The organism is Pseudomonas cichorii, from assembly GCF_015471405.1.
GTDB lineage: Bacteria > Pseudomonadota > Gammaproteobacteria > Pseudomonadales > Pseudomonadaceae > Aquipseudomonas > Aquipseudomonas serbiensis.
Genome location: NZ_BLVZ01000004.1, coordinates 128707 through 151188 on the forward strand (window position 1 = coordinate 128707; position 22482 = coordinate 151188).

Annotated in this window: 21 protein-coding genes; 7 read left to right on the forward strand and 14 right to left on the reverse strand. The window is 57.8% G+C overall.

What is annotated here, in order from left to right; genetic code table 11:
• Position 1 precedes the first annotated feature (1 nt).
• From lpxA to rpsB, 13 genes are all read right to left on the reverse strand, one after another.
• The gene (gene lpxA, locus JL015_RS06700) at positions 2-778 is read right to left on the reverse strand and encodes an acyl-ACP--UDP-N-acetylglucosamine O-acyltransferase (RefSeq protein ID WP_201003569.1); all 777 of its coding nucleotides are present in this window, start codon (positions 776-778) and stop codon (positions 2-4) included.
• Entirely contained in the window at positions 775-1215 is a 441-nt protein-coding gene (gene fabZ / locus JL015_RS06705) for a 3-hydroxyacyl-ACP dehydratase FabZ (RefSeq protein WP_201003571.1), read from the reverse strand. Before fabZ ends, lpxA begins: the two co-directional genes overlap by 4 nt.
• Before the next feature lie 110 nt (positions 1216-1325).
• Positions 1326-2381 (reverse strand): UDP-3-O-(3-hydroxymyristoyl)glucosamine N-acyltransferase, encoded by a 1056-nt coding sequence (lpxD, locus tag JL015_RS06710; protein WP_201017887.1) that lies wholly within the window; start codon positions 2379-2381, stop codon positions 1326-1328.
• 3 nt (positions 2382-2384) lie between these two features.
• Positions 2385-2888, reverse strand: coding sequence for an OmpH family outer membrane protein (locus JL015_RS06715; RefSeq protein WP_025258953.1), 504 nt, complete (start codon positions 2886-2888; stop codon positions 2385-2387).
• A 44-nt stretch (positions 2889-2932) separates the two neighbouring features.
• Positions 2933-5317, reverse strand: coding sequence for an outer membrane protein assembly factor BamA (gene bamA / locus JL015_RS06720; protein WP_201017888.1), 2385 nt, complete (start codon positions 5315-5317; stop codon positions 2933-2935).
• A 75-nt stretch (positions 5318-5392) separates the two neighbouring features.
• Positions 5393-6745 carry a sigma E protease regulator RseP gene (gene rseP, locus JL015_RS06725; protein ID WP_201017889.1) on the reverse strand — a complete coding sequence of 451 codons (1353 nt, stop codon included), beginning with the start codon at positions 6743-6745 and terminating at the stop codon, positions 5393-5395.
• A gap of 101 nt (positions 6746-6846) precedes the next feature.
• Positions 6847-8034 carry a 1-deoxy-D-xylulose-5-phosphate reductoisomerase gene (gene ispC / locus JL015_RS06730; RefSeq protein WP_201017890.1) on the reverse strand — a complete coding sequence of 396 codons (1188 nt, stop codon included), beginning with the start codon at positions 8032-8034 and terminating at the stop codon, positions 6847-6849.
• Positions 8031-8846, reverse strand: a complete 816-nt coding sequence (locus tag JL015_RS06735; protein WP_201017891.1) for a phosphatidate cytidylyltransferase — start codon at positions 8844-8846, stop codon at positions 8031-8033. The genes ispC and JL015_RS06735 overlap by 4 nt, the downstream gene beginning before the upstream one ends.
• Entirely contained in the window at positions 8846-9601 is a 756-nt protein-coding gene (gene uppS / locus JL015_RS06740) for a polyprenyl diphosphate synthase (RefSeq protein ID WP_201003580.1), read from the reverse strand. The genes JL015_RS06735 and uppS overlap by 1 nt, the downstream gene beginning before the upstream one ends.
• A 16-nt stretch (positions 9602-9617) precedes the next feature.
• Positions 9618-10175 carry a ribosome recycling factor gene (gene frr, locus JL015_RS06745; protein WP_201003582.1) on the reverse strand — a complete coding sequence of 186 codons (558 nt, stop codon included), beginning with the start codon at positions 10173-10175 and terminating at the stop codon, positions 9618-9620.
• Positions 10172-10915 carry a UMP kinase gene (gene pyrH, locus JL015_RS06750; protein WP_025258946.1) on the reverse strand — a complete coding sequence of 248 codons (744 nt, stop codon included), beginning with the start codon at positions 10913-10915 and terminating at the stop codon, positions 10172-10174. Before pyrH ends, frr begins: the two co-directional genes overlap by 4 nt.
• Positions 10916-11120: 205 nt before the next feature.
• A complete protein-coding gene (gene tsf / locus JL015_RS06755) occupies positions 11121-11990 on the reverse strand; it encodes a translation elongation factor Ts (RefSeq protein WP_201003584.1) in 870 nt (289 codons plus the stop codon).
• 191 nt (positions 11991-12181) lie between these two features.
• On the reverse strand, positions 12182-12925 hold the full coding sequence (gene rpsB / locus JL015_RS06760) for a 30S ribosomal protein S2 (RefSeq protein WP_201003586.1): 744 nt from the start codon (positions 12923-12925) through the stop codon (positions 12182-12184).
• Positions 12926-13246: 321 nt separating this feature from the next.
• Here rpsB and map point away from each other — a divergent pair, with 321 nt between their 5' ends.
• From map to JL015_RS06795, 7 genes are all read left to right on the forward strand, one after another.
• Positions 13247-14029 carry a type I methionyl aminopeptidase gene (map, locus tag JL015_RS06765; RefSeq protein WP_025258943.1) on the forward strand — a complete coding sequence of 261 codons (783 nt, stop codon included), beginning with the start codon at positions 13247-13249 and terminating at the stop codon, positions 14027-14029.
• Positions 14030-14092: 63 nt separating this feature from the next.
• Positions 14093-16792: a [protein-PII] uridylyltransferase gene (locus tag JL015_RS06770; RefSeq protein ID WP_201017892.1), complete on the forward strand. Its 2700-nt coding sequence runs from the start codon at positions 14093-14095 to the stop codon at positions 16790-16792.
• A 141-nt stretch (positions 16793-16933) separates the two neighbouring features.
• Complete coding sequence (gene dapC, locus JL015_RS06775) at positions 16934-18127, forward strand: succinyldiaminopimelate transaminase (protein WP_201017893.1); 1194 nt, start codon at positions 16934-16936, stop codon at positions 18125-18127.
• Positions 18128-18322: 195 nt separating this feature from the next.
• Positions 18323-18670, forward strand: a complete 348-nt coding sequence (locus JL015_RS06780; RefSeq protein WP_201017894.1) for an ArsC family reductase — start codon at positions 18323-18325, stop codon at positions 18668-18670.
• Between the two features lie 35 nt (positions 18671-18705).
• The gene (gene dapD, locus JL015_RS06785; protein WP_201003594.1) at positions 18706-19740 is read left to right on the forward strand and encodes a 2,3,4,5-tetrahydropyridine-2,6-dicarboxylate N-succinyltransferase; all 1035 of its coding nucleotides are present in this window, start codon (positions 18706-18708) and stop codon (positions 19738-19740) included.
• Between the two features lie 60 nt (positions 19741-19800).
• Complete coding sequence (locus tag JL015_RS06790) at positions 19801-21006, forward strand: aminotransferase class V-fold PLP-dependent enzyme (RefSeq protein ID WP_201017895.1); 1206 nt, start codon at positions 19801-19803, stop codon at positions 21004-21006.
• Entirely contained in the window at positions 21003-21410 is a 408-nt protein-coding gene (locus JL015_RS06795; RefSeq protein ID WP_201017896.1) for a SufE family protein, read from the forward strand. Before JL015_RS06790 ends, JL015_RS06795 begins: the two co-directional genes overlap by 4 nt.
• On the opposite strand, the gene tcdA is transcribed toward JL015_RS06795, so the two are convergent.
• Positions 21401-22231 carry a tRNA cyclic N6-threonylcarbamoyladenosine(37) synthase TcdA gene (gene tcdA / locus JL015_RS06800; RefSeq protein WP_201017897.1) on the reverse strand — a complete coding sequence of 277 codons (831 nt, stop codon included), beginning with the start codon at positions 22229-22231 and terminating at the stop codon, positions 21401-21403. The two genes, JL015_RS06795 and tcdA, sit on opposite strands and share 10 nt — an antisense overlap.
• Positions 22232-22482 lie beyond the last annotated feature (251 nt).

The window sequence follows — 22482 nt, forward strand, 5'->3', positions numbered from 1 at the left end:
GTCAGCGGGTAATGCCGCGGGTCGAAGTCTGGATTGACTGGAGGAAGATCGCGACCTCAGGAAACAACGCGGCTGGCTCGGCCAGCTCGACAATCGCCTGATCCACTGTCAGCCCCTGGCGATAGACCGTCTTGTAGGCCTTGCGCAAAGCATGAATCGCATCCTCGGAGAAACCACGACGACGCATGCCCTCGAAGTTCATGCTGCGCGCTTCGGCAGGGTTGCCAAACACGGTGACAAAGGCCGGAACATCCTTGCCAATCGCCGTCCCCATACCTGAAAAGCTGTGGGCACCGATATGACAGAACTGATGAACCAGAGTGAATCCGGAAAGGATCGCCCAGTCATCCACATGCACATGCCCGGCAAGTGCAGTGTTGTTGACCAGAATGCAGTGATTGCCGATGACGCTGTCATGCCCGATATGGGCATAGGCCATGATCAGGTTATGGTCACCCAGAGTGGTTTCAGCGCGATCCTGAATGGTCCCGCGGTGAATGGTCACCCCTTCGCGAATAACGTTGTGATCACCGATCACCAGACGAGTCGCTTCACCCTTGTACTTGAGATCGGGCGTGTCTTCCCCTACAGAGGAAAACTGGTAGATGCGATTGTGCTTACCAATCCGCGTCGGCCCCTTGAGGATGACATGCGGACCAATAACCGTACCCTCGCCAATTTCCACATCGGCTCCGATGATCGACCAGGGGCCGACCTCAACATCATCGGCCAGGATGGCCGTCGGATCGATGATTGCGCGAGGGTCAATCAAACTCATAGCTTGCGTTCCGCACAAATGATTTCTGCGGAGCATACAGGTTTACCGTCGACCGAGGCCTGACATTCAAACTTCCAGATCTGGCGCTTGCTGCTCAGGAACCTGGCCTCAAGAACCAGTTGGTCGCCCGGAAGCACCGGCTGACGGAAGCGCAGCTTGTCCGAACCCACGAAATAGTAAAGCGTGCCGTCTGCCGGTTTCGAGTCGAGCAGCTTGAATGCCAGGATACCTGCGGCCTGAGCCATCGCTTCGATGATCAGAACACCCGGCATGATTGGATGATCAGGAAAATGGCCGTTGAAAAAAGGCTCGTTGACACTGACATTCTTGTAGGCGCGAATTCTTTTATTCTCGATATCCAACTCCGTCACACGGTCCACCAGCAGGAACGGGTAACGATGAGGCAGGTATTCGCGAATTTCTTTGATGTCCATCATTTCGAGGGGAAGCCTGTAGTAAAGATTGGGAGTGCGTCGCTACTACGCAACACTCCTCTGCATCAAGGATGGCAGTTTATCGACTGTGATCACTTGATATGAAAAAGGTATCAGCCATCAGATGAAACATTACCGTTACAGGTCACTGTCTCTACGATCTTTTCCAGCTTCTGGAGTCGCCGCGCCATGTCATCGAGCTTGCGAATCCGGGCTGCGCTCTTACGCCATTCGGCAGCAGGCTGCATGGCGGTACCGGAAGAATAGGAGCCAGGCTCGGTAATGGAATGGGTAACCATAGTCATACCGGTGATGAAAACGCCATCACATATCTCGATATGCCCCACAAGCCCGACGCCACCGGCCAGCATGCAATGCTTGCCGATTTTCGTGCTTCCCGAAATACCGACACAGGCTGCCATGGCAGTGTGATCGCCGATCTGGACGTTGTGGGCAATCTGGATCTGGTTGTCGAGCTTGACGCCATTACCGATGCGGGTATCAGCCAGGGCACCGCGATCGATTGCCGTATTGACGCCGATTTCTACGTCATCACCGATGGTGACACCGCCAATCTGCGCAATCTTTTGCCAGACACCCTTCTCGTTGGCAAAACCGAAGCCTTCGCCACCGAGCACCGCACCCGACTGAATGACCACACGCTTGCCAATGCGAACATCGTGATAAAGCGTCACGCGAGGAGCGAGCCAGCCGCCCTCACCAATCTCGCAACGAGCACCGATGAAGCAATGAGCGCCGATGGTCACGTTCGCACCAATGCGCGCACCGCTTTCGATCACGGCATAGGCACCGATACTGGCGGTCGGGTCTACCTGGGCGTCATCAGCGATGACAGCCGTGGCATGAACACCGGCAACAGCCTTGGGCTTGGGATCGAACAGATGGGAGATTCGGGCATAGGCCAGATACGGGTCAGGCACCAGCAAGGCATCGCCAGCGTAGCCTTCGGCATCTGCAGGCTTGAGCAACACGGCAGCCGCCTTGGCATCCACAAGAAACTTACGATACTGGGGATTTGCCAGGAAACTGATCTGATCAGGGCCGGCCTCTTGTAAAGTGGCCAGCCCCGTAATGTTCTTGTCCTTGTCGCCACGTAGCGTGGCACCAAGGAACTCGGCCAACTGGCCGAGTTTGATGATTGTGCTCATGGGTTACTTCAGCTGATTCATGCGCTCGATGACCTGGCGAGTGACGTCATACTGTGGTTTGACATCAATCACTGCACCGCGCTCGAATACCAGGTCAAAGCCGCCTTTCTTGATGACTTCTTCCACTGCCTGATCCAGCTTTGGCTTGAGTTGCTTGAGCATTTCACGGTCAGCAACGGCCTTGGCTTCATTCAGCTCCTTGGACTGGAACTGGAAATCACGGGCCTTTTGCTTGAATTCAAGCTCCAGACGCTCGCGCTCAGGCTGAGCCATCTTGTCGCCACCACTTACCAAGCGATCCTGGATGCCCTTGGCGCTGCTTTCCAGGGTTTTCAGTTTGGTCAGTTGCGGACCGAATTTCTTTTCGGCATCCACAGCGTATTTCTTCGCAGCATCGGATTCCAGCAACGCCATCTGATAGTTCAGAACAGCGATTTTCATGTCCGCAAATGCAGGGCCAGCGACAAGAACGGTTGCCAGCATTACCAATTGAGTCAACTTACGCACAATACACTCCTACAGAATTCGTTTCGTTATCAAGGATCAGACGCTTAGAACGTCTGGCCCAGGGAGAATTGGAAAACCTGAGTTTCTGCATCGTTGTCTGGCTTCTTGACCGGCATGGCCAGTGCGAAGCTCAGAGGACCGAGAGCAGTGATCCAGGTGACGCCAACACCAACAGAGCTGGCCATACCGGAAAAGTCTACGTTGTTACACTCGACTCTTTGACCATTGAGCGTTCTGCTGGAATCGCAATTTGAGTCAAACACGTTACCCACGTCCCAGAACAGGGAAGTACGCAGGGAACGCTGATCCTTGATGAACGGCAGAGGGAACATGACCTCTACGCCACCCTGGACCAGAACGTTGCCACCAAATGGCAGAGGGTCCTGATCCGGGTCCTCAATAGTGCCAGGACGACCACCGTTGGCTGCGCCAATGCTAGGTGTGCTGCGAGGACCCAGGGTGCTGTCCTTGAAGCCACGAACCGAGTTGAAACCGCCGGCATAGTAGTTTTCATAGAACGGCAGACCGGAGGTCGAACCGTAGCCGTCACCATAACCCAGCTCGGTGTGCAGACGCAGGGTGTAGTTATCGGTGATCGGGTGGAAATACTGTGCGCGGTAGTCCAGTTTGTAGAACGACAGGTCACTGCCCGGCAAGGTGGTTTCAAACACAAGGCTTTGCGAGTGACCACGGGTTGCCAGTACACCTTTGTTCAGGGTGGACTCGGACCAGCCTACTGACCCCTTGAAGTTCAGGAAGCTGTCGCCTTCTCTATCAATAAAATTGAAGATTTCCTCAACGGTGTAGGTACCGGTCTTGAGTTTGTCCTGCTGAACGTTCAGGCCGTAGGTCAGACGCGAAGTCTCGCTGATCGGGTAGCCCAGGTTGATACCGGCACCCAGGCTGTCTACTGCATAGCTCGCCACGTCGACATCGAGGTCGTCATAGTTGGTGGTGCGGTAGAAGGCGCTGTAGCCCAGGCTCACGCCATCAGCGGTCCAGTACGGATCGACATAGCTGAAGTTGTAGCGGCTCTGGTATTCGCTACGGGTCAGGCCAATGCTGACGCGGTTACCTGTACCCAGGAAGTTGTTCTGGCTGATGGAACCACCGAGGATCAGACCGGCGCTCTGTGCGAAACCGACACTGGCGGTGATCGAACCGGAAGCCTGCTCTTCCACGGCGTAGTTGACGTCCACCTGATCGTCGGTGCCCGGAACAGCTGGCGTTTCGACGTTCACTTCCTTGAAGAAGCCCAGGCGGTCCAGACGGGTTTTCGACTGGTCGATCAGGTAGGTCGAAGCCCAGCCACCTTCCATCTGACGCATTTCGCGACGCAGCACTTCGTCCGCAGACTTGGTGTTGCCACGGAAGTTGATACGGTTGACGTAGGCACGCTTGCCCGGATCGACCACGAAAGTGATGTCTACGGTATGGTCCTGGTCGTTCGGAGTCGGTACGCCGTTGACGTTGGCGAAGGTATAGCCTTCGTTACCCAGACGACGGGTGATCAACTCGGAAGTCGTGGTCATGACCTTGCGCGAGAACACCTGGCCCGGCTGAATCAGCAACAGGGACTCGACCTGATCTTCAGGCACTTTCAGGTCACCGCTGAGCTTGACCGACTTGACCGTGTATTTTTCGCCTTCGTTGACGTTGACCGTGATGTACACGTTCTTCTTGTCAGGCGTGATCGAAACCTGGGTCGAGGCGATATCCATATTGATATAGCCGCGGTCCAGGTAATAGGAACGCAGACGCTCAAGGTCGCCGGAGAGTTTTTCACGGGCGTACTTGTCGTCGTTCTTGAAGAAGGAAAGCCAGTTGGTGGTCTTGAGCTCGAACAGGTCGATCAGGTCTTCATCGGGGAAAACCGAGTTACCCACCACGTTGATGTGCTGAATGGCAGCAACGGTGCCTTCGTTGATGTTGATCTTCAGACCGACACGGTTGCGCGGCTGAGGCACGACCTCGGCAGCAACCTCGGCAGAGTAACGGCCTTGTGCAACGTACTGGCGTTGCAACTCGTTACGCACACCTTCAAGGGTCGCACGCTGGAATATTTCACCTTCGGCCAGACCGGACTGTTTCAGGCCCTTCATCAGGTCTTCGGTAGAAATCGCCTTGTTGCCCTCGATTTCGATGCTCGCAACGGAAGGACGCTCAACGACAGTAATGACAAGAACATTGCCATCACGTCCCAGCTGGATATCTTGAAAGAAACCGGTTTTGAACAACGCACGAGTAGCGTCAACCAGACGACCATCATCCGCCTGCTCGCCCACGTTGAGCGGCAACGCACCAAAGACGCTACCGGCGGACACCCGCTGCAGGCCGTTGACACGGATATCGGAGATGGTGAAGGACTCGGCGTGAACTTCGGCGATCATCAGTACGGCAAGAACCGCAGTTAGCAGCAGACGTTTCATGAAGTCCTTTCTTATTCCAACTGGCAATAAACAAACTGCCGCAAAATGCGGCAGATTTCGCAATACAGCAAGGACTTACAGTCGTCCCAGATCGTTGACCAGCGCGAGCAACATGACGCCCACCACCAGACTGATACCGATCTGAACTCCCCAACCTTGTACCTTTTCCGAAAGGGGGCGACCACGTGCCCACTCGATCAGATAAAACAGCAAATGCCCCCCATCAAGCACAGGGATCGGCAATAGATTCAGAACCCCCAGGCTTATGCTCAGATAAGCGAGGAAGTTCAGGAAATCGCCAATGCCCGACTGGGCTGAAGCGCCCGCCACTTTAGCAATGGTTATCGGTCCACTCAAGTTTTTTACCGAGAGCTCGCCGAACAACATTTTCCTGAGCGAATCCAGTGTCAGCACGCTCATGTTCCAAGTGCGCCTGGCGCCCTCTGCCACAGCGGCAAAAGGACCATAGCTGACTTCACGCAACATCTCAGGTGGCCAGTCGGCACCCTTTACACCCGCCCCCAGATAACCGGTCGCAGCCTTGCCTTCACCGCGCACCGCCAGAGTCAGCGGAACGTCGAGCTGCGCACCATCACGTTCGATACGCAGCGAGATCCTTGCATCAGGACGCTCACGTACCCAGTCGACGACCTGCTGCCATTCGTTGAGAGGCTTGCCATCGACTGCCAGCAGCAGATCACCGGTCTTCAGGCCTGCCGCTTGCGCAGGGCCTTTTGGGTCGAGTTCCGCCAGCACCGGCGCCAGCGCAGGACGCCATGGACGAATCCCCAGGGAGCGGATCGGATCGGGTTCTTCGGCACCCTTGAGCCAGTTGTCCAGCGTCAGGCTGTGCGCGGTATCGACCGTCGAGCCCTGATCGCGAACCTTCAAGGCAATGGTGCCACTCTCGCCCAGGCGACGAACCAGTTGCAGGTTGACGGCAGACCAGCCCGAAGTTGCCTCGCCGTCTACCGAAACAATTTCCTGGCCAGCGCTCAGGCCTGCCTGCTGCGCAATGCTTCCCGCCTCTACGGCGCCAATGACCGGCCGGACCTGCTGGCTGCCCAGCATGGCCAACGCCCAGAAGAACACGATGGCCAGCAGAAAGTTGGCTGCCGGGCCGGCAATGACGATTGCAATGCGCTGATACACCGTCTTGCGGTTGAAAGACTGATCAGCCAGATGCGGTGGTACATCGCCTTCACGCTCATCGAGCATCTTGACGTAACCACCCAGGGGAATCGCCGCCACGACAAACTCGGTGCCATGGCGGTCATGCCAGCGAATCAGCGGCGTGCCGAAGCCCACCGAAAAGCGGAGGACCTTGACACCACAACGCCGGGCCACCCAGAAGTGACCGAATTCGTGAAAGGTAACCAGAACACCCAGGGCAATCAGGGTGCCAATGATCATATATAGCGCGCTCATCAACCATCTCCGGGTGCCGGGATGCCGGCAACTGTGTTTATCATCGCAGCCACACCAGCCTGCTCCCGATACATCACATCAACCCCATCATCCATGTTCAGTTATCGTCCGTTTCGTTCCAGCCAAAGCCCTGCCAGAACACGCGCTTTTGCATCTGCCGCAAAGACCGCATCGAGCTCTTCGACAGCGACGGCAGGCTCAAGATTCAGTACTTCGTCGATCATACCCGCGATTTCCAGATAACCAATGCGTCGCTCGAGAAATGCCGCGACGGCCACTTCATTGGCAGCATTGAGCATGGCGGGAGCACTGCCTCCTGCCTCAGCAGCCTGCCGGGCCAGACGCAGGCACGGGAAGCGCTCTTCGTCGGGCTCCTCGAAATCCAGCTGACCGATACGGAACAGATCCAGCGGAGAAACCCCCGAATCCATGCGCGCAGGCCAGGCCAGCGCATTGGCGATAGGTGTACGCATGTCCGGATTGCCAAGCTGCGCCAGTACCGAGCCATCCACATAATCCACCATCGAATGGATCACGCTCTGGGGGTGAATGACGACTTCGACCTGGGCCGGGCGAGCATCGAACAGCCAGCAGGCCTCGATCAGCTCCAGCCCCTTGTTCATCATGGTGGCCGAGTCCACGGAAATCTTGCGCCCCATCGACCATACCGGGTGAGCGCAAGCCTGTTCAGGCGTGACGTCATGCAATTGCGCCAGAGGCGTCTTGCGAAACGGCCCACCCGACGCGGTCAGCAGGATACGTCTTACGCCTACAGCACTCAGGCCACGGGAAAAATCGACCGGCAGGCACTGAAAGATCGCATTGTGCTCGCTGTCGATGGGCAACAGCACAGCACCACTTTGCCGGACGGCCTGCATGAACAAGGCACCGGACATGACCAGTGCTTCCTTGTTCGCCAGCAGGACTTTCTTGCCCGCCTCGACCGCCGCCAGTGTCGGACGCAGACCGGCTGCGCCAACAATGGCAGCCATGACGGCATCGACCTGAGGATGCGCAGCCACTTCACACAGACCACCCTCCCCCACCAGCACACGGGTATCGAGCCCGGCAGCAGCAAGATCGTCCTGCAACTTGCGAGCGACATCCTGAGTGGGCACCACAGCGAAACGCGGCGTATGCCTGATGCACAACGCCAGCAATTCCTTCAGGCGGCTGAAGCCGGTCAGAGCAAACACCTGATAAAGAGCTGGATGCCGGGCTATGACATCCAGCGTGCTGAGACCAATCGAACCGGTAGCACCCAGGACGGTAATCTGTTGCGGCTTCACAGCACACCCCAGTCAGCAGCCCAGAGCAGCACTGCAAAAACAGGAATGGCAGCCGTCAGGCTGTCGATGCGGTCCAGCACGCCACCATGACCGGGCAGCAGGTTACTGCTGTCCTTGATACCGGCCTGACGCTTGAACATGCTTTCGGTCAGATCACCGACCACGGAGATCAGCACAATGAGCGCAGCGCCCAGAAGCCCAATGATCAGTTGCGAAACCGGCCAGTCACGGGACAGCCCTACTCCCGCTGTTATGAGCAGAGTAACCACCAGACCACCATAAACACCTTCCCAGCTTTTCCCCGGACTGACCTTGGGGGCCAGCTTGCGCTTGCCAAATGCCTTGCCGGAAAAATAGGCACCAATATCCGCAGCCCATACCAGCACCATGACCGCCAGAATCAGCAAATTACCCAGAGGCCATTGCTTGATAAGGATAAGTCCTTGCCAGGCAGGCAGCAGGATCAACAGACCAATGACCAGCTTGCAGGCAGCGCTCGCCCAGTAATCGCTGGAAGTGGGGAATGTCAGGACCAGATAGGTCGCTACCCCCCACCAGATAACCGCCGCGACGAGAACCCAGGGCGCAAGCCCCGGCACCAGATACATAAGGAACAGCAGAAGCGCGACCGTAGCGGCATAAGCCACCCGCATGCCCTGGGCCACAAGCCCGGCCAGCCGCGCCCACTCCCATGCACCCAGCACAACGACAAGGCCGATGAACAGTGCGAAGTCAGCGCCCTTGAGCAGGAAAAACCCGCATAGAGCAACCGGCAGCAAAATGAGTGCAGTGATGATCCGTTGTTTCAGCATTAAACCCGGGCTCCAGCTTCGACCTGTTCGCTGGTTTTACCGAAGCGACGTTGGCGCGAAGCGAAATCGGCCAGCGCAGCGCGCATGGCATCGTGTTTGAAGTCCGGCCAGAACAGGTCGGAAAAATACAGCTCGGCATAAGCCAACTGCCAGAGCAGGAAATTACTGATACGGTGCTCGCCACCCGTACGAATGCACAGATCCGGCAACGGCAGGTCGCCGGTTGCCAGACAGGTCTGCAACAGTTCGGGCGTGATGTCTTCAGGTTGAAGATGCCCGGCCTGAACCTCACGGGACAAGCGCTGGGCAGCCTGGGCGATATCCCACTGCCCACCGTAATTGGCCGCGATCTGCAGAACGAAACGGCTGTTGCCAGCCGTCTGGAGTTCCGCCTCGCGCATGGCTGCCTGAAGCTCGGGATGGAAGCGCGAGCGATCACCAATGATGCGCAGGCTGATGCCATTCTCGTTCAAGCGACGGGTTTCGCGCCGCAGGGCCGTGAAGAACAACTCCATCAGGGCCCCGACCTCTTCGGCCGGTCGCTGCCAGTTTTCGCTGGAGAACGCGAACAACGTCAGCACCTCGACCTTGGCCTCGGCACACACCTCAATGACCGCACGCACAGCATCAACGCCTGCCTTGTGCCCGGCAACGCCTGGCAACAGGCGTTTCTTGGCCCAGCGATTATTACCATCCATGATAATCGCGACATGACGCGGCACCGAAGACGATGCGGCCGGTTTTGTCTTTTCCATGAAAGCGCCCCGAACCTTATACGGCCATCAGGTCTGCTTCTTTCTGCTTCGTCGCCGAGTCGATATCTGCCTCAGCCTTGTCAGTCAGTTTCTGGATATCTGTGGACGCGCGACGCTCTTCGTCTTCGCTGATTTCCTTGTCCTTGACCAACTTCTTCAGATCACTCAACGCATCACGGCGAATGTTGCGCACGGCAACGCGAGCATCTTCAGCAGCACTGCGCGCCTGCTTGGTGAAGCCCTTACGGGTTTCCTCAGTCAGGGCAGGCATGGAGATCAGCAGCATCTCGCCAAGGTTGGTCGGGTTCAGGTTCAGGCCTGCACTCTGGATCGCCTTGTCGACGGCTGCGAGCATGTTGCGCTCGAAGGCCACGACTTGTAAGGTCCGGGAGTCCTTGACCGTCACGTTGGCAACAGCACTCAAAGGGGTGTCAGCGCCGTAGTAAGGCACCATTACGCTACCCAGGATGCTTGGGTGAGCCTTGCCGGTACGAATCTGGCCAAATGCATGAGCCAGTGATTCCAGGCTTTTCTGCATACGCGCCTGAGCATCTTTCTTGATTTCGTTGATCATTGTTGAACTTCCTCGATCAGGGTTCCTTCAGCGCCGCCATGTACGATATTCAGCAGGGCGCCGGGCTTGTTCATGTTGAAGACGCGCAGCGGCATCTTGTGATCGCGACACAGACAGATAGCCGTCAGATCCATCACACCCAGCTTGCGATCCAGCACTTCATCGTAAGACAGATGATCGAACTTCTCGGCATTCGGGTCCTTGAACGGGTCTGCGGTGTAGACGCCATCGACCTTGGTCGCCTTGAGGACGACATCGGCATCGATTTCGATCGCTCGCAGGCAGGCAGCCGAATCCGTAGTGAAAAACGGATTACCGGTTCCGGCAGCAAAAATGACGACTTCCTTGGAGTTGAGGTGGCGCATGGCTTTGCGACGATCGTAATGATCGGTCACACCCATCATCGAGATGGCGGACATCACGATGGCCGAGATATTAGCTCGCTCCAGCGCATCACGCATTGCAAGGGCATTCATCACAGTGGCCAGCATGCCCATGTGATCGCCCGTTACCCGATCCATGCCGGCAGCACTCAGGGCTGCACCACGGAACAGGTTGCCACCGCCGATCACCAGCCCGACCTGAACGCCGATGCCAACCAACTGGCCGACTTCCAGCGCCATGCGATCCAGTACCTTGGGGTCGATACCGAAATCTTCCGACCCCATGAGGGCCTCGCCGCTAAGCTTGAGTAGAATGCGTTTATAGCGAGCCTGATAACCACTGCCCTGCTGAGCCATTGCGAATCTCTCCTGCGGCGTTTTCTGAAAAAAATCTGTGCGGGCCATTTCAGACCTGCGCTTACTCTAGCTTGACGCTGCAAGAGCGTCTGGAGAATGCAGCCTTGACGACCAATTCTCAAAGGGAAAATTCCCTTTCCTTTTTGACAAAGAGGCCGCGCGCGTGAGCGGGCAGCCTCTTTGGGGCGACAGTTGAAAAACTGTCTTACTTCTTGCTTGCAGCTACTTGAGCAGCAACTTCTTCAGCGAAGTTGTCGACTGGCTTCTCGATGCCTTCGCCTACTTTGAAGTAGGTGAACGATACGATTTCAGCGCCAGCTTTCTTCGCCAGAGCACCCACGGTGATTTCCGGGTTCTTGACGAATGCTTGCTCAACCAGGCTGGCTTCGGCCAGGAACTTGGTGATACGACCGCTCACCATTTTCTCGACGATTTCAGCTGGCTTGCCTTTGATCTTGTCTTCGTTCAGTTGCAGGAAGACGCCCTTCTCGCGCTCGATCGCTTCAGCCGAAACTTCCGAAGGCAGCAGGAATTCAGGGTTGCTTGCAGCAGCGTGCATGGCGATGTCTTTGGCCAGCTCGGCGTCGCCGCCTTTCAGAGCTACAACCACACCGATCTTGTTGCCGTGCAGGTAAGCGTTGACCACATCACCTTCGATGCGGGTCAGGCGGCGAATGTTGACGTTCTCGCCAACCTTGGCAACCAGAGCAGTACGCTCTACTTCCTGAGCTTCGATCAGCGGAGCCACGTCGGTCAGCTTCTCGGCGAAAGCTTTCTCGATGCTGCTGTTCACGAAGTTCTTGAAGTCGTCCTGCAGAGCCAGGAAGTCGGTCTGGGAGTTGACTTCGATGATGACAGCAGCTTTGCCGTCTGCACCGACTTTAACGCCGATAGCGCCTTCAGCAGCAACGTTGCCTGCTTTCTTGGCAGCCTTGATGGCGCCGGAAGCACGCATGTCATCAATGGCTTTTTCGATGTCGCCGCCAGCCTTGGTCAAGGCCTTTTTGCAATCCATCATGCCTTCGCCGGTACGCTCGCGCAGTTCTTTGACCAACGCTGCAGTAATCTCTGCCATTTCAAAATCCTCTTGGATAGGTTTTCAACCATTCCACCCGGGGTAAACGGGCGTTCAAATTCTTGAAAAATCAGGGTGACAGCAACACATGACAAGCAGCCCACGGTCACGCCAACAAATCATTTTCGAGGTGGCAAAAAGGGGGCCAAGCCCCCTTTTCGCGTACTGAGTAAACGCTAAGCGTCTGTTACTCAGCCTTCTACAGCTGCTGCAGCTGGAGCTTCTTCGACGTAGACGTCGGTGCCGCCAGCAACATTGTTGCGACCACGGATAACAGCGTCAGCCATCGAACCCATGTACAGCTGGATAGCGCGGATTGCGTCATCGTTGCCTGGGATGATGTAGTCAACGCCTTCCGGGCTGCTGTTGGTATCGACTACGCCGATGACCGGGATGCCCAGCTTGTTGGCTTCAGTGATAGCAATGCGCTCGTGATCAACGTCGATAACGAACAGTGCGTCAGGCAGACCGCCCATGTCCTTGATACCACCCAGGCTGCGATCCAGTTTTTCCAGATCACGGGAGCGCATCAGGGCTTCTTTCTTGGTCAGCTTGGCGAAAGTACCGTCTTCAGCCTGTACTTCCAGCTCGCGCAGACGTTTGATCGACTGACGGATGGTCTTGAAGTTGGTCAGCATGCCGCCCAACCAGCGGTGATCGACGTACGGCGAACCGCAACGTGCTGCTTCTTCAGCAACGATCTTGCCAGCGGAACGCTTGGTGCCGACGAACAGAATCTTGTTTTTGCCCTGAGCCAGGCGCTCAACGAAAGTCAGAGCTTCGTTGAACATTGGCAGGGTTTTTTCAAGGTTGATGATGTGAATCTTGTTACGCGCGCCGAAAATGTACTTACCCATTTTCGGGTTCCAGTAACGGGTTTGGTGACCGAAGTGCACACCGGCCTTCAGCATATCGCGCATATTGACTTGGGACATGATAGTTCCTTGATAAGTCGGGTTAGGCCTCCACGTATCCCAATGACCAACCAGTGGCGAGCCGCCAAAGGCACCCAGGTCATCGTGTCGACACGTGTGTGGGTTTATGCTTCCAGGGCGGACCTTGGAAAGCGGCGCATTTTATATCACAAAAGGAAAGCCAGTGAAACCCGAATCACACGCTTGTTTCTCCATCCTTTTGAAAACAGACAGATTCCCCAACGTTTCCTTTATAGAAGGAAGCGCTAGTCATGAGCCTGTGTCTGATAGAATCGTCCCTTTCCGCATTGGCCGCGTGCAACCACGCAGAGAGAAATTCGCATGACCGTGACCCTCAAAACTCCCGAAGACATCGAAAAGATGCGCATCGCCGGTCGCCTGGCCGCCGAAGTACTGGAAATGATCACTCCCCACGTCAAGCCGGGTGTCACCACCGAAGAGCTGGACCGCATCTGCCACGACTACATCGTCAACGAGCAACAGGCGATTCCGGCGCCGCTCAACTATAAAGGCTTTCCCAAGTCGATCTGCACCTCGATCAACCATGTCGTCTGCCACGGCATTCCCGGCGAGAAGCAGCTCAAGAATGGCGACACCCTGAATATAGACATCACCGTCATCAAGGACGGTTATCACGGCGACACCAGCAAGATGTTCCATGTCGGCAAGGTCCCCGAGTGGGCCGAGCGCCTGTCGAAGATCACCCAGGAATGCCTGTACAAGGCCATCGAGATCGTCCGTCCGGGCACGCGCCTCGGGGATATCGGCTCAGTCATCCAGAAGCACGCCGAGAAGAACGGTTTTTCCGTCGTTCGTGAATTCTGCGGCCACGGGATCGGCAAGGTCTTTCACGAAGAACCGCAGGTACTGCATTATGGTGAGGCTGGCACCGGTATCGAACTGCTTGAGGGCATGACCTTCACCATCGAGCCGATGATCAACCAGGGTCGCGCCGACACCAAGATTCTCGGCGACGGCTGGACCGCCATTACCAAGGATCGCAAACTCTCGGCACAATGGGAGCACACGATTCTGGTAACCGCTGACGGCTATGAGATTTTCACCCTGCGCAGCGACGATACCATCGCGCGAACATCAGCCTGACAAGGCCTGCTCGCCCGACACAAGCCCGCACAGTCAGATTTAGAGATAAAGGAAAGCTGTTCCATGCCGCAGGTGGATCCCGATTTGTTCGACCGCGGCCAGTTCCAGGCCGAACTGGCCTTGAAGGCAAGCCCTATCGCCGCCTTCAAGAAAGCCATCCGCAACGCTCGTGACGTGCTCGACGAGCGCTTTCGCGAAGGCCGGAATATACGCCGCCTCATCGAGGATCGTGCCTGGTTCGTGGATAACATCCTGCAACAGGCCTGGGATCAGTTCGACTGGAGCGAAGACGCCGACATCGCCCTGCTGGCCGTCGGCGGCTACGGTCGCGGCGAACTGCACCCTTATTCGGATATCGACCTGCTGGTCCTGCTGGACAGCGCCGATCACGAGGTCTTCCGCGAATCCATAGAACGCTTTCTGACGCTGCTGTGGGACATCGGCCTTGAAGTCGGGCAAAGCGTGCGCTCTGTCGATGAATGCGCGCAGGAAGGCCTGGCCGACCTGACCGTCATCACCAACCTGATGGAAAGCCGCACCATCGCAGGCCCGGAACGTCTGCGCCAGCGCATGCTGGAAGTCACCAGCACTCAGCATATGTGGCCGAGCAAGGACTTCTTCCTGGCCAAGCGCGCCGAGCAGAAGACCCGGCATCACAAGTACAACGACACCGAATACAACCTTGAGCCCAACGTCAAAGGCTCACCCGGCGGCCTGCGCGATATCCAGACCATCCTCTGGGTAGCCCGCCGTCAATACGGCACCCTGAACCTGCACGCCCTGGCGGGCGAAGGCTTCCTGCTGGAAAGCGAGAACAATCTGCTGGCCTCCTCCCAGGAGTTTCTCTGGAAAGTACGCTACGCCCTGCACATGCTGGCCGGGCGCTCCGAAGACCGGCTGCTGTTCGATTACCAGAGCCGTATCGCCAGCCTGCTGGGTTATCAGGACAGCGATGCGAAGCTGGCCATAGAACGCTTCATGCAGAAGTACTACCGGGTGGTCATGAGCATCGCCGAGCTGAGCGACCTGATCATCCAGCATTTTGAAGAGGTCATCCTCGCTCAGGATGATGGCAGCAGCACACAACCGATCAATTCGCGCTTCCAGTTGCATGACGGTTATATCGAAGCCACGAACCCGAACGTGTTCAAACGCACCCCGTTCGCCATGATCGAGATTTTCGTGCTGATGGCCCAGCACCCGGAGATCAAAGGCGTGCGTGCCGATACCATTCGCCTGCTGCGCGAACACCGGCACCTGATCAACGATGATTTCCGCAACGACATCCGCAATACCAGCCTGTTCATCGAACTGTTCAAGTGTGAACTCGGCATTCACCGCAACCTGCGCAGGATGAACCGCTACGGCATTCTGGGCCTGTACCTGCCCGAATTCGGCCATATCGTCGGGCAGATGCAACATGACCTGTTCCACATCTATACGGTGGATGCGCACACGCTGAACCTGATCAAGCACATGCGCAGGCTGCAATACGCCGATGTGGCCGAAAAATTCCCGCTGGCCAGCAAGCTCATGGCACGCCTGCCCAAACCGGAACTGGCCTATCTGGCCGGCCTGTATCACGACATCGGCAAGGGGCGCGGCGGAGACCACTCCGAACTCGGCGCCGTGGACGCCCAGGCCTTCGGTGTGCGCCATCATCTGCCAAAATGGGATACGCACCTGATCCAGTGGCTGGTCAGCCACCATCTGGTGATGTCGACCACCGCACAGCGCAAGGACCTGTCCGACCCGCAGGTCATCCATGACTTCGCGCAGTTCGTCGGCGACGAAGTCCACCTCGATTACCTCTATGTGCTGACTGTCGCCGACATCAATGCGACCAACCCGACGCTCTGGAACTCCTGGCGTGCGAGCCTGTTGCGCCAGCTGTACACCGAAACCAAGCGGGCCTTGCGCCGCGGCCTGGAAAACCCGGTCGATCGCGAAGAGCAGATTCGCCGCACACAGATTGCCGCACTGGATATCCTGGTGCGCAACGGCGTCGACCCGGACGATGTGGAACAGCTCTGGTCCGCGCTGGGTGATGATTACTTCCTGCGCCATACCGCTGGCGACGTGGCATGGCACAGCGATGCCATCCTTCAGCAACCTGCCGATGGCGGCCCGCTGGTCCTTATAAAGGAAACCACGCAGCGAGAATTCGAGGGTGGTACCCAGATCTTCATCTATGCCCCGGACCAGCATGATTTCTTCGCCGTGACCGTGGCTGCGATGGACCAGTTGAACCTGAACATTCATGACGCCCGCATCATTACGTCCAGCAGCAAGTTCACCCTCGACACCTATATCGTGCTGGACAACGATGGCGGCGCCATTGGCGACAATCCCGAGAGAACCCGGCAGATCCGTGATGGCCTGACCGAAGCCCTGCGCAACCCGGACAACTACCCGACCATCATCAAGCGTCGCGTACCGCGCCAGCTCAAGCATTTCTCCTTTGCGCCCCAGGTGACGATCCATAACGATGCACAACGCCCGGTGACCGTACTGGAACTGCTGGCGCCGGACCGCCCTGGATTGCTGGCACGCATCGGCAAGATTTTCCTGGAGTTCGATCTGTCCTTGCAGAACGCCAAGATCGCGACCCTGGGCGAGCGCGTGGAAGACGTGTTCTTCATTACCGATGCCAACAATCAACCGCTCTCCGACCCCCAGCTGTGCAGCCGTCTGCAGGAAGCCATCGCCAAGCAATTGAGCCTCAACTCAGAGCCGGGCGGCAATTTGCGAATCAATATCTAGGGGTCTGTACGAAATGTTTTCGAGCGAAGGTGAGCCTGTTTTCAACGCAGTATCACCGAGCGCAGATACATTTCGTACAAAGCCTGAAGAATCGACTCAACGGCACCTTAACCGGTGCCCAGCCATTGAGAACCCAGCACCATGAATAACGCCATGCAACAGCTTCAGCCTTACCCGTTCGAGAAGCTTCGCGCTCTGCTCGGCAGCGTAACGCCCAACCCGGACAAGCGCCCCATAGCCCTGTCCATCGGCGAGCCGAAGCATCGTTCACCCGAGTTCGTCGCCAAGGCCCTGGCCGACAACCTCGACCAAATGGCGGTATATCCAACAACGCTGGGCATCCCGGCCCTTCGCGAAGCCATTGCCGGCTGGTGCAACCGCCGTTTCAATGTGCCTGAAGGCTGGATAGACCCGGCGCGCAACGTCTTGCCGGTCAACGGCACCCGCGAAGCGCTGTTTGCCTTCACCCAGACCGTGGTCAATCGTAGCGACGATGGTCTGGTGGTCAGCCCCAACCCCTTCTATCAGATCTACGAAGGCGCGGCATTCCTGGCCGGTGCTCAGCCGCACTACCTGCCATGCCTGAGCGAAAACGGTTTCAACCCTGACTTCGATGCTGTCACGCCGGATATCTGGAAACGCTGCCAGATCCTGTTCCTCTGCTCGCCCGGCAACCCGACCGGCGCGCTGATTCCACTGCCGACCCTGAAAAAGCTGATTGCCCTGGCCGACGAGTACGATTTCGTGATCGCGGCGGACGAATGCTACAGCGAGCTGTACTTCGACGAGCAGACACCTCCGCCTGGCCTGCTCACAGCCTGCGTCGAGCTGGGCCGCCAGGACTTCAAGCGTTGCGTGGTCTTCCACAGCCTGTCCAAGCGTTCCAACCTGCCGGGCCTGCGCTCAGGTTTTGTGGCAGGCGACGCCGATATTCTCAAGGCTTTCCTGCTGTACCGCACCTACCATGGCTGTGCCATGCCGGTTCAGACCCAACTGGCCAGTATCGCGGCGTGGAATGACGAAGAGCACGTACGCGCCAACCGCGACCTGTATCGCGAGAAGTTCGACGCAGTCCTGGAAATCCTCGCTCCCGTGCTGGATGTACAACGCCCGGATGGCGGCTTCTACCTCTGGCCGAACGTGGGCAAGGATGACGCCGGGTTCTGCCGCGACCTGTTCGTCGATCAGCATGTAACAGTAGTGCCGGGCTCCTACCTGTCCCGCGAAGCCAATGGCATCAACCCGGGCGCTGGCCGCGTACGTCTGGCGCTGGTTGCACCACTGGCCGAATGCATCGAAGCCGCCGAGCGGATTCGCGCCTTCATCACGCGCTGAGTGTTGCGATTCCATGGCACGCAACGTGCCATGGAACAAGATCATTTCAGAAACAGCTTATAGAACGCTCTCGACCAGACTGCTCTCAACACAGCCCGGCCGGGCACAGTACGTTTGGGCGTGGCATAATCGCTGGCTGAACTCCGGGAAGATAGTGGGGCATCAGGGGAAACCCGGTGACTCTAGGGTAAAACAATGACTTACACTCTATACGGCATCAAAGCCTGCGACACGATGAAAAAAGCTCGTACCTGGCTCGATGAACATACCGTGAGCTACGAGTTTCATGATTACAAGACACTTGGCATTGACCGTGAGCACCTGACGCAGTGGTGCGATGAACATGGCTGGCAAGTGGTGTTGAACCGCGCGGGGACGACCTTTCGCAAGCTCGATGACGGACAGAAGGCCGATCTCGATCAGGCAAAGGCAATCGAACTGATGCTCGCGCAGCCGTCGATGATCAAGCGCCCGGTGCTGGATCTTGGCGATAAAACCCTGATTGGTTTCAAACCCGACCTGTATGCAACGGCCATCGCCTGATTGAGATGGCCCTTTAATTGGCAAGAGGAATTTGCATGTCTACTACCCTGTTCAGCCTGGCCTTCGGTGTCGGCACTCAAAACCGTCAAGGCGCGTGGCTGGAAGTCTTTTACGCTCAGCCGCTGATCAACCCGTCGGCAGAACTGATCGCCGCTATCGCTCCGGTTCTGGGCTACACCGCTGGCAACCAGGCCATTGCGTTCAACACCGACCAAGCCTCGAAACTGGCCGATGCGGTCAAGTCCATCGATGCTGCTCAAGCTGCCCTGCTGACTCGTCTGGCTGAAAGCCACAAGCCGCTGGTCGCCACTCTGCTGGCAGAAGACGCGCCCCTGACTTCAACGCCTGAGGCCTACCTCAAGCTGCACCTGCTGTCCCATCGTCTGGCCAAGCCACACGGTCTGAATCTGGCCGGTATCTTCCCGCTGCTGCCAAACGTTGCATGGACCAGCCAGGGTGCCGTGGATCTGGCCGAGCTGGCCGAGCGTCAACTCGAAGCACGCCTGAAAGGCGAGCTGCTGGAAGTCTTCTCGGTGGACAAGTTCCCGAAAATGACCGACTACGTAGTGCCGAGCGGCGTGCGTATCGCTGACAGCGCACGTGTTCGCCTGGGCGCCTACGTGGGCGAAGGCACTACCGTGATGCACGAAGGTTTCGTCAACTTCAACGGCGGCACCGAAGGTCCGGGCATGATCGAAGGCCGTGTTTCGGCAGGCGTCTTCGTCGGCAAGGGCTCGGACCTCGGCGGCGGCTGCTCGACCATGGGCACCCTGTCCGGTGGCGGCAACATCGTCATCAAGGTCGGCGAAGGCTGCCTGATCGGTGCCAACGCCGGTATCGGCATTCCTTTGGGCGACCGCAACACCGTCGAAGCCGGCCTGTACATCACTGCCGGTACCAAAGTCGCTCTGCTCGATGAAAACAACGAGCTGGTCAAAGTCGTCAAGGCTCGCGACCTGGCAGGTCAGACCGATCTGCTGTTCCGTCGCAACTCGCAGACCGGCGCAGTGGAATGCAAGACCCACAAGTCGGCCATCGAGCTGAACGAAGCACTGCACGCTCATAACTGATGCCGTGTCCGGGTACAGGGTTTCACACCCTGTACCCGCCCCCATCGAGCTGGATGAACAATGCCCCTCATTTCTCCATGGCGCGCTGACTTCCCTGCCATCGACGCCCTTCAGCGCCAGGGCCAGACGTATCTGGACAGCGCTGCAACCACGCAAAAACCCCAGGCATTGATCGATGCCCTGACCCATTACTACGCAAACGGTGCCGCCAATGTGCATCGTGCGCAGCATTTACCCGGTGCCCACGCCACCCAGGCGTTCGAGGACAGCCGCAACAAGATTGCCCACTGGCTGAACGCCAGTGAATCCGGCCAGATCATTTTCACCCACGGCGCAACCTCGGCGCTCAACCTGCTGGCTTACGGCCTGGAGCAGGAGTTTGCCGCAGGCGACGAAATCGTTATCAGCGCACTGGAACACCACGCCAACCTGCTGCCCTGGCAGCAACTGGCCCAGCGCCGCGACCTGAAACTGGTGATCCTGCCACTCGACAGCAATGGCCTGATCGACCTGAATGCGGCCACTACGCTGATCGGCCCGCGCACTCGCTTGCTGGCAGTCAGTCAGCTCTCCAACGTACTCGGCGCCTGGCAGCCATTGCCACGCCTGCTTGAGCTGGCCAGAGAACAAGGCGCATTGACGGTAGTGGATGGCGCCCAGGGCGTGGTCCATGGCCGACATGATGTGCAGGCACTGGGTTGCGATTTCTATGTATTTTCCAGCCACAAGCTCTATGGCCCGGACGGGCTCGGCGTGCTGTATGCCAGCAACGCAGCACTGCCACGCCTGAAACACTGGCAATACGGCGGTGAAATGGTACTGGACGCCGATTACCACCGGGCCCGTTTCCGCTCCGCGCCCCTGGGTTTCGAGGCCGGTACGCCGCCGATTGCCAGCGTGATCGGCCTGGGTGCGACCCTGGATTATCTGGACAGTCTGAATCAGCAGGCCGTGGCCGAACATGAAGCCCGGCTGCATCAACGCCTGCTGGAAGGCCTGCAACAGCGTGACGGCATTCGCGTGCTGGGTTCGCCGGAACTGGCGCTGGTCAGCTTCGTAGTCGATGGCATACATAACGCCGATCTGGCTCATCTGCTGACTGAACAGGGCATTGCCGTACGCGCAGGCCATCATTGTGCGATGCCACTGCTCAAGAACCTTGGTCTGTCAGGCGCAATCCGTGTATCACTTGGCCTGTACAACGACTCGGATGACCTGCTGCGCTTTTTCAGTGCTCTGGATCAGGCGCTGGAGTTGCTGCGATGACTCTGACCACAGGCGCGCAAACGGCACTGGACACCTTCAGCCAGCTTCAAGGCTGGGAGCAACGCGCTCGCCTGCTGATGCAATGGGGCGACCGGCTGCCCGCCCTGAGCGAAGACGAAAGATCCGAAGAGCATCTGGTGCAGGGCTGTGAAAGCAAGGTCTGGCTACTGGGCACTGTCAGCGATGGACGCTGGCAGTTTCGGGCCGCCAGTGATGCACGGTTGATTCGCGGTCTGGTGGCGCTGCTGCTGGAGCGGGTCAACGGCCTCTCGGAGCAGGAACTGCTGGAGGTGGACCTGCCCGACTGGTTCAATCAACTGGGCCTGAGTCGCCAGTTGTCACCTTCGCGCAGCAACGGCCTGAACGCCGTGCTGCACAAGATGCGGCAACTGGCTCACGCCTGAGGCAGCGGAGCCGAAACCGGTTTTGCACGCTCGGAAGGACGCCGTGTTCCGGCCACCAGCTTGTCGATAGCCCGGGTGGCCGCGACCATGCCGAAGGTCGCCGTCACCATCATCACCGCACCGAAACCTCCCGCGCAGTCGAGTTTGACGCCATCCCCCACGAAACGCTTCTGCAAGCAGATGCTGCCATCAGGCTTGGGATAGCGCAGTTGCTCGCTGGAAAACACACAGGGCACGCTGTAGTGACGGTTCGGAGTGCGGGAGAAACCGTATTCGCGGCGCAGAGTCGAGCGTACCTTGGAGGCCAGCGGATCGTTGAAGGTGCGGTTCAGGTCACCGATCTGAATCTGGGTTGGGTCAATCTGCCCGCCAGCACCACCGGTAGTCACGATCTGGATCTTGCGCCGCTTGCACCATGAAATCAGCGCGGCCTTGGCGTTGACGCTGTCGATGCAGTCGATCACGAAGTCCAGATCCGGGGTGATGTAATCCGCCATGGTGTCACGGGTCACGAAATCGCTGACCGCATGCACGACGCACGCCGGGTTGATCGCCTTTATCCGCTCAGCCATGACCTCGACCTTGGGCCGGCCCACCGTGCTGTCCAGCGCATGCAACTGACGATTGCTGTTGCTGACACAGACGTCGTCCATATCGAACAGGGAAATCTCGCCTACACCGCAGCGAGCCATGGCCTCGGCCGCCCAGGAACCCACGCCGCCGATACCGACCACGGCCACATGGGCTGCGCGCAAGCGTTCCAGTCCCTCAACGCCGTACAGACGGGCGATGCCTGCGAACCGTGGATCTTCTGTGCTCATCTCAATTACCCCGAAAAACCGGCGCGCATTATAAGAGGTTTGGCAGAGGCTCGGCACCCTTCTCATCGCCTGACTGGCAATCACTGCCTACGGAGCACTGAACAAGAAGATAAAAAAGGCCGCAGCAAACATGCAAAAGGCCACGGGCATATCGATCAGGAAAGCGCGCCCATCAACTCGAAACAACCCACCACAACTAAATATATACATCCCCCAAGCGAATTATTTTGTTTATAAATCAGGATCAGCAC

Bases quoted from the DNA above. Each gene is read 5' to 3' on its own strand.
- lpxA (WP_201003569.1), bottom strand. From the start codon at position 778: ATGAGTTTGATTGACCCTCGCGCAATCATCGATCCGACGGCCATCCTG.
- fabZ (WP_201003571.1), bottom strand. From the start codon at position 1,215: ATGATGGACATCAAAGAAATTCGCGAATACCTGCCTCATCGTTACCCG.
- lpxD (WP_201017887.1), bottom strand. From the start codon at position 2,381: ATGAGCACAATCATCAAACTCGGCCAGTTGGCCGAGTTCCTTGGTGCC.
- bamA (WP_201017888.1), bottom strand. From the start codon at position 5,317: ATGAAACGTCTGCTGCTAACTGCGGTTCTTGCCGTACTGATGATCGCC.
- rseP (WP_201017889.1), bottom strand. From the start codon at position 6,745: ATGAGCGCGCTATATATGATCATTGGCACCCTGATTGCCCTGGGTGTT.
- JL015_RS06735 (WP_201017891.1), bottom strand. From the start codon at position 8,846: ATGCTGAAACAACGGATCATCACTGCACTCATTTTGCTGCCGGTTGCT.
- uppS (WP_201003580.1), bottom strand. From the start codon at position 9,601: ATGGAAAAGACAAAACCGGCCGCATCGTCTTCGGTGCCGCGTCATGTC.
- frr (WP_201003582.1), bottom strand. From the start codon at position 10,175: ATGATCAACGAAATCAAGAAAGATGCTCAGGCGCGTATGCAGAAAAGC.
- pyrH (WP_025258946.1), bottom strand. From the start codon at position 10,915: ATGGCTCAGCAGGGCAGTGGTTATCAGGCTCGCTATAAACGCATTCTA.
- tsf (WP_201003584.1), bottom strand. From the start codon at position 11,990: ATGGCAGAGATTACTGCAGCGTTGGTCAAAGAACTGCGCGAGCGTACC.
- rpsB (WP_201003586.1), bottom strand. From the start codon at position 12,925: ATGTCCCAAGTCAATATGCGCGATATGCTGAAGGCCGGTGTGCACTTC.
- map (WP_025258943.1), top strand. From the start codon at position 13,247: ATGACCGTGACCCTCAAAACTCCCGAAGACATCGAAAAGATGCGCATC.
- JL015_RS06770 (WP_201017892.1), top strand. From the start codon at position 14,093: ATGCCGCAGGTGGATCCCGATTTGTTCGACCGCGGCCAGTTCCAGGCC.
- dapC (WP_201017893.1), top strand. From the start codon at position 16,934: ATGAATAACGCCATGCAACAGCTTCAGCCTTACCCGTTCGAGAAGCTT.
- JL015_RS06780 (WP_201017894.1), top strand. From the start codon at position 18,323: ATGACTTACACTCTATACGGCATCAAAGCCTGCGACACGATGAAAAAA.
- dapD (WP_201003594.1), top strand. From the start codon at position 18,706: ATGTCTACTACCCTGTTCAGCCTGGCCTTCGGTGTCGGCACTCAAAAC.
- JL015_RS06790 (WP_201017895.1), top strand. From the start codon at position 19,801: ATGCCCCTCATTTCTCCATGGCGCGCTGACTTCCCTGCCATCGACGCC.
- JL015_RS06795 (WP_201017896.1), top strand. From the start codon at position 21,003: ATGACTCTGACCACAGGCGCGCAAACGGCACTGGACACCTTCAGCCAG.
- tcdA (WP_201017897.1), bottom strand. From the start codon at position 22,231: ATGAGCACAGAAGATCCACGGTTCGCAGGCATCGCCCGTCTGTACGGC.